General features: G+C 56.9%; 5 protein-coding genes. 3 read left to right on the forward strand and 2 right to left on the reverse strand.

Annotation, left to right across the window (positions count from 1 at the left end; all coding sequences use genetic code 11):
- The first annotated feature begins 206 nt into the window (after positions 1 to 206).
- Positions 207 to 1,241: a cyclopropane-fatty-acyl-phospholipid synthase family protein gene (locus NZ823_07215; protein ID MCS6804919.1), complete on the forward strand. Its 1,035-nt coding sequence runs from the start codon at positions 207 to 209 to the stop codon at positions 1,239 to 1,241.
- A 145-nt stretch (positions 1,242 to 1,386) separates the two neighbouring features.
- Here NZ823_07215 and NZ823_07220 read toward each other — a convergent pair whose 3' ends face one another.
- Positions 1,387 to 2,571 carry an MFS transporter gene (locus NZ823_07220; protein MCS6804920.1) on the reverse strand — a complete coding sequence of 395 codons (1,185 nt, stop codon included), beginning with the start codon at positions 2,569 to 2,571 and terminating at the stop codon, positions 1,387 to 1,389.
- A gap of 270 nt (positions 2,572 to 2,841) precedes the next feature.
- Between NZ823_07220 and mtnA the strand changes: the two genes are divergently transcribed.
- On the forward strand, positions 2,842 to 3,897 hold the full coding sequence (gene mtnA / locus NZ823_07225; protein MCS6804921.1) for an S-methyl-5-thioribose-1-phosphate isomerase: 1,056 nt from the start codon (positions 2,842 to 2,844) through the stop codon (positions 3,895 to 3,897).
- Between the two features lie 6 nt (positions 3,898 to 3,903).
- Positions 3,904 to 4,977, forward strand: a complete 1,074-nt coding sequence (tsaD, locus tag NZ823_07230; GenBank protein ID MCS6804922.1) for a tRNA (adenosine(37)-N6)-threonylcarbamoyltransferase complex transferase subunit TsaD — start codon at positions 3,904 to 3,906, stop codon at positions 4,975 to 4,977.
- A gap of 100 nt (positions 4,978 to 5,077) precedes the next feature.
- Here tsaD and NZ823_07235 read toward each other — a convergent pair whose 3' ends face one another.
- Positions 5,078 to 6,286 (reverse strand): GNAT family N-acetyltransferase, encoded by a 1,209-nt coding sequence (locus NZ823_07235; protein ID MCS6804923.1) that lies wholly within the window; start codon positions 6,284 to 6,286, stop codon positions 5,078 to 5,080.
- Between the last annotated feature and the right edge of the window lie 142 nt (positions 6,287 to 6,428).

A 6,428-nucleotide genomic window follows, 5' to 3' on the forward strand; every position in this document is an offset into this window, starting at 1 on the left:
TCTATTTTCTGTTGCGCGTCACCGGCATTCCGGCGACCGAGGCGCAGTTGCTACGAAGCAAAGGCGATGCCTACCGCGCCTATCAACAGAGGACGAGTGCTTTTGTGCCGTGGTTTCCACGACAATCATAAACACCACCTCTATCACGCTAGAGACGTCATACCATTGAATCGTAGATGCGCCAGCTTTGATAAACACGCTGACTCATGTGGTACGAAAAGTTGTTAGAGAGAAACCTGCTGCCTGACTGGATGATTCGCATCGGCATTCGGCAGATCGTGGCCTCGCGGCTGCGCCAGGAGCGGCAGAGCGATGCCAGGGCGCAACAGCGGCGGCTTGAGCAGTTTGTTGAGGAGTTGAAACAAAGTCCTATCGCATTGAATACGCGTGATGCCAATGCGCAGCATTACGACGTGCCAGCGGCGTTTTTCAAACTCGTGCTCGGTCGGCGACTCAAGTACAGTTGCTGTTACTGGCCGGTCGGTGTGGCGACACTCGATGAAGCGGAAGAAGCGATGCTGGCTTTGACGTGCCAGCGCGCGCGCGTTGCCGATGGACAGCAGGTGCTCGATCTGGGCTGTGGGTGGGGATCGCTCTCGCTCTACCTCGCTGAGCTGTATCCTAACAGTCGAATCATCGGCGTCTCCAATTCCCGCGCGCAGAAAGCATTCATTGACGCGGAAGCAGCGCGGCGCGGCCTGACCAATCTGCAGATCATCACCTCGGACATGAACAGCTTCAGCACGAGTCTACAATTTGACCGCATCATCTCGATTGAGATGTTCGAGCACATGCGAAATTACCAAACGTTGTTGGCTCGCATTGCGTCGTGGATGAAGCCGGATGGGTTGCTCTTCGTGCACATCTTTTGCCATCAGAAGTACGCTTATCCGTATGAAGATCGAGGGCCGAATGATTGGATGGCGCGGCATTTCTTCACAGGCGGCATCATGCCATCGCACGATCTCTTGCTCCATTTTCAGAACGATGTTCGCGCACTGGATCGCTGGCGGATCAGCGGCGTTCATTACCAACGTACCTGCCAGGCGTGGTTGAACAAGATGGATCAACACAGATCAAAGATACTCGCCATATTCGCCGACGTGTATGGCCGTAGTCAAGCTGTCAAACGCTGGGTGTATTGGCGCGTGTTCTTCATGGCGTGCGCTGAGCTGTTCGGGTATCGTCAGGGGCAGGAGTGGGGTGTGTCCCACTATTTGTTTGAAAAACGAGATTGCTGATCCGGCTTCGGAGCGGTCGGTCGCGCTCTGAGTGGCTCATACGCTGAAGGTCATCTGACCATCCCAGCCTGCTTGATCGGTGGATGCTCTGCTCTTCTTGCACCTACCGGCAGCCGTTTCGCTCACTCCGCGATGAGCCTTTGCATCACCGATGGATGCTCTGCTCTTCTTGCAACACCACAGACCATTCCACCGATTCCTCCGCCCCATTGGTAAGGCCCAGCGAGAGAAGTTGACCAACAAGACCAACAGCCATCGTCAGGTAGAACATCACCACCAAATCAAAGCTGTTGGCGACCAAGCCCAGCCCGATTCCGGCCAGCGACATGCCCAAATCATAAGCGCCTTCATAAAACGAGAAGACGGTGCCGCGCGCGCTCGCCGGCGTATGGTGAGCCAGAAACGAGGTCAATACCGGACGGATGACAGCGAAGCTGAATCCATACAAAATGGCCGCGCTGAGCAGCCACGCTGAGCTGGTTGCATGCACAATGATCAAAATTCCTATGGTCATGCCCAACAGTGAGAGACCGACAACCGATCGGTGCGCTTGCGCATTGAGAATCGGCCTGGCCAACGCGCGAACGAGCAACATGCAAACTCCGAGCGTGAAGAAATAGGGACCGGCGCCCAGCAACCGCCGCTCGTCGAGGAACAGCGGAAGGAAGGTCATAATACTCGTATGAATGATGGCAGCGATGAGCAAAATTGAAGAAGATAACAAGACGCTTCGTTGCCGGACGGCGCGCAGATAGCTGACCGGCGCGCGACTCTGCGCCGGCATGACGACCTCGCGAAGCGGCAGCGCAGCCATCCAACTGATCAGCGCGAACGCAGCGGTCGTCAGGAACAGGCCGGTGAAGCCGCTCGTCTGAACCAGTTGGCTTCCCAACCAAGGTCCCAGCGCGAATCCAATGTTATTGGCCGTGCCCATCAGTCCAAGTGTGTGTCCACGATTTTCGGCAGTCGTACAATCGGTCAACAAGGTGACCGACGCGGTGGTGAACGCAGCCGAGCCAATGCCGTGAATGAAGCGACACAGATAAAGCAGCAGGACAGACTGGCTAACCAGATACAGCAGCGGCGCGAGCGAAAAAATCAGCGTGCCCAAGAGCATGACCCAACGGCGGCCTCGGCGGTCTGTCCACCGCCCGATCAATGGACGCGACACGAGTATGCCGGCGGTGAATGCGCCCCATGTCAAGCCAACGTCGGCGGCGTTGCCGCCCAGACTCAACACATAGGCTGGAAAAGTCGGAATGAGCATCGAGAGCGTTGTGTAGGAGAAGAGCGTTGCGGCGAACAGATAGATCAAATTCCGCTTGTCCATACCGGCCATGTGCGCAGCGGAAAATACGACAATCCCTCAACGCTCGTCCAGTTATTTCGCCGTAGGGTTACAATTTTTGACAAATCACAGGCAATGCTCCAGTGCTTCTGCGCTCCTGGCCACCAATACTCACCGCAGCAGCGTGAATATGTTGCTTGCATCAGTCGCCTGCCTGCAGCCGATTTGCAGAGCATCATGTTGCCAAGGCGCAAGCAGATCAACTAAGATACCTCTCTTGACGAGAGCCATCTGAGGGTCGAAGAACAAGACATGATTGAAACGATTGAATGGACTGACGAAGGTGTGCGGATGATTGACCAGCGGAAGCTGCCCAATGAAGAGCTGTATCCGGTCTATCGCACACACCAAGAGGTCGCACAAGCGATCAAAGACATGGTGATTCGCGGCGCGCCGGCTATTGGCGTGGCGGCGGCGATGGGTATCGCCATTGGCATTCGCAACTCGCAGGCCACGACGCTTGAACAATTGGAGCGGGAGTTGAATGAGATTTGTCAGGTGATGGCAGCTACACGCCCGACGGCTGTGAATCTTTTCTGGGCGATCGAACGAATGAAGCGTGTGTTCGCCGAGGCGAAACGAGAGCAGGCCTCGATCGAAGCGGTCAAACAGCGAATGATCGAAGAAGCCAAATGGATCAAACAGGAGGATATTGAGCTGAATCGCCGAATCGGCCGACACGGCGCGACGTTGCTGCCCAATCAGGCCAACGTGTTGACTCACTGCAATGCCGGCACGTTGGCCACGGCCGGTTACGGCACGGCGCTCGGCGTGATCCGCGCGGCGGTCGAGCAACACAAAAAGATTCATGTGCTGGCCGACGAAACGCGCCCATTCCTGCAAGGCGCGCGATTAACGGCTTGGGAGCTTCAGAAAGACGGCATTCCGGTCACTTTGATCGCCGATAACATGGCCGGTTACATGATGAAGCGAGGAGAGGTTGATTGCGTCATCGTGGGCGCTGACCGCATCGCTGCCAATGGCGACGTGGCGAACAAAATCGGGACATACTCGGTGGCGGTGCTGGCCAAAGAGCACGGCATTCCGTTTTATGTGGCGGCGCCGATGTCAACGATTGATCTGTCGCTCGCATCTGGCGAGCAAATTCCTATTGAACAGCGCGACATCAGTGAAATCATCCAGATCAACGGTCAGCGCATCGCGCCGGAAGGGGTCGAGGCCGTTAATCCGGCGTTCGATGTCACGCCCAACCGATACGTCACAGCCATCATTACCGAGCGCGGCATTGCCCGGCCTCCCTACACCGAGAGCTTGAAGCGGCTGGCCTCGGCCCCTGTCTCTGAGTGAGGCGCAATGTTGATTCTCGGCATCGAGACATCATGTGATGAAACGGCGGCGGCCATCGTCGAAGACGGCTGCATCATTCGCTCCAATATCGTCTCGTCTCAAGTGAGCACACATCAGCCATACGGCGGCATTGTGCCGGAACTGGCCTCGCGCGAGCACATCAGGAACATCGTGCCCGTCGTTGAGCAGGCGCTCCAGACGGCCGGTGTGACGTTTCAACAGATTGATGGGATTGGGGTGACCTACGGTCCTGGCCTGGTCGGCTCGTTGTTAGTGGGACTCAGCTACGCCAAGTCACTGGCGTTCGCGTTGAACAAGCCGTTTGTCGGGGTGAATCATCTGGAGGGGCATATCTATTCGGTGGTCTTTGAAAATGGTCCGATCGAGTATCCGGCGCTGGCCTTGCTCGTCTCCGGCGGGCACACGGAATTGTACGCGATTCCTGAAGCGGAGCATTATCAGCGACTCGGACACACGCGCGACGATGCCGCCGGCGAAGCCTTTGACAAGGTGGCCAAACTGTTGGGGCTGGGCTATCCCGGCGGGCCGATCATTGATCGGCTGTCACAACATGGCAACGCACAGGCTGTTGCATTCACGATGCCGCGCATGAGCGATGGAACACTCGATTTCAGCTTCAGTGGCTTGAAAACGGCTGTGCGACGGTACGTCCAAGAGCGTGGTTGGTCGCCACCGCCTGACGCTGAACACCCACCACAAGAGATCATTGATCTGGCCGCCAGCTTCCAGCGGATCGTGGTAAAGACGCTGCTGCATCGCGTCAGCAACGCGATCGAACAGGTGCATCCACGCACGATCATTCTGGCCGGCGGCGTCGCCTGCAACACCGAGTTGCGCCGCGAAGGAAAGCGCCTGGCCGAGCAAGCCGGCATTCCTCTCTACGTGCCCAGCCCGATGTTAACGACTGACAACGCAGCGATGATCGCTGCCGCAGCCTATCCCAAGCTCGCCCGCGGGGAACGCGCAGACTACGCGCTCACGGCCGTAGCCAGCCTGAAACTGCACCGGCCGCATCAAGCACATAACGGCCCGCGCCACGCCGGGCGATTCAAAAGCTAGAAGCGGTCTCATAGGTCATGTCGGCGCTTTTGAAAAGCGCATCAAGGCGTGCCCGACCCACTTCGTGCATTTATGAGACCGGGTCTAGCTGCTCAGCATGCTATGCAGCCTGGCGGGGTTTGCATCCGATTTGTTCGTGTGGGAAGAGTCGGAGAATCAGGTTGGAGAGCCACACCGGCGTCCGCTCGGTTGCGCCAAGCGCGCGCACCAAGTGGGATTTCACCGGCAGGAGGAATTTCGTTTGCAGGTAGTAGAGGAACTGCGCATAAGGGTGACGTGGGTGATAGAGGCTCAACTTGATGTGCGGGCGGGTCTGCTGCGTCCAGAGGAGTTTGTGAGCCAGCGCATCGCCCAAGAAATCAAACTCGCGAAACTGCGATTGATGGTCAAACACGCTGGATAACGTCAGATACCTGAGCACGTGTCCGGGCCGATACTGGGCAACGGCTGGATCATAGGCGATCTTGAGGTTGTAGATCGTTTGTTCATAGCGGAGGTTGTATTCAAAGGCAATAGGATTTTGCTTGTCTTTGAGCAAGCTGATCAGGAGCCAGTCGCGCTGATTGGCCAGGTGCATTAAGTCGGTGTAAAACCCGCGCAATTGCTCATTCGCAGAGATGGCTGTCCCGCGTGTGCTGGCCCAGCCTTTCTCGGCGATGGTAAACAGTTGTGACATCAAAGCATCAACATCGTCGGGGTGAGTATGCAGCTCAACACTCAGTTGACGGTCTGCCAGCAGGCGCTGCGCCTTTTTGACGTAGCGCGTGATTTGATGTGGCAGGTGGCGAACATACGCAGGCCAGGCTTGAGTCATGAGCAAATAGGGCGACGTCTGATCATGGAGCGAGGTCGCGTGGATGTGGCGTCGCGCAATGAGTCGTTGAAGTTCAGCGACCGTCGGCGATTCGGCCAGGATCGGATACAACCGCAGCAAATGCCATCGCTCGTGATTGAGGATATGCTCCCACAGCGCTTCCACGTACTCACGGCGCAACTCGGCATAGACCCAATCTGCTCGATTGGAATGATAGTTGGCCATCGTATCAATCGCCAGGACGGGAATCGTGAGGAGCCGTTCATAAAATTGACCCCAGTGCTTCATCATCGGAGCGATGAGCACAGCCCGTCCTTGTTCGCGCAGCACCAGAACACAGAGTTCTTTGCCGACGCCAAAGTGTTTCCACCACACCATCATCCAATCATGAGTCAGGAATGGCGTCCGATGCAGGCACCGCGCCAGTAAATCATCCCACTCACCTTTGAGCGCTACGAAGGCGTCCCAGCGATCAATTTTTTCAACGGATAGCATGACGTCTGACAGCCGGTTTGCCTTCCCCCCGTTTAGAGGCAGCCCGACCCGTGCCCGGCAGGCGGCGGCTACCTCTAAACGTTTGGTGGGGAACCGGTGTCAGTAGCCGCGTCTGCGCAACGGCTACCGAAGCAATTTCTTA

It is taken from the genome of Blastocatellia bacterium, from assembly GCA_025054955.1.
Lineage (GTDB): Bacteria > Acidobacteriota > Blastocatellia > HR10 > J050 > JANWZE01.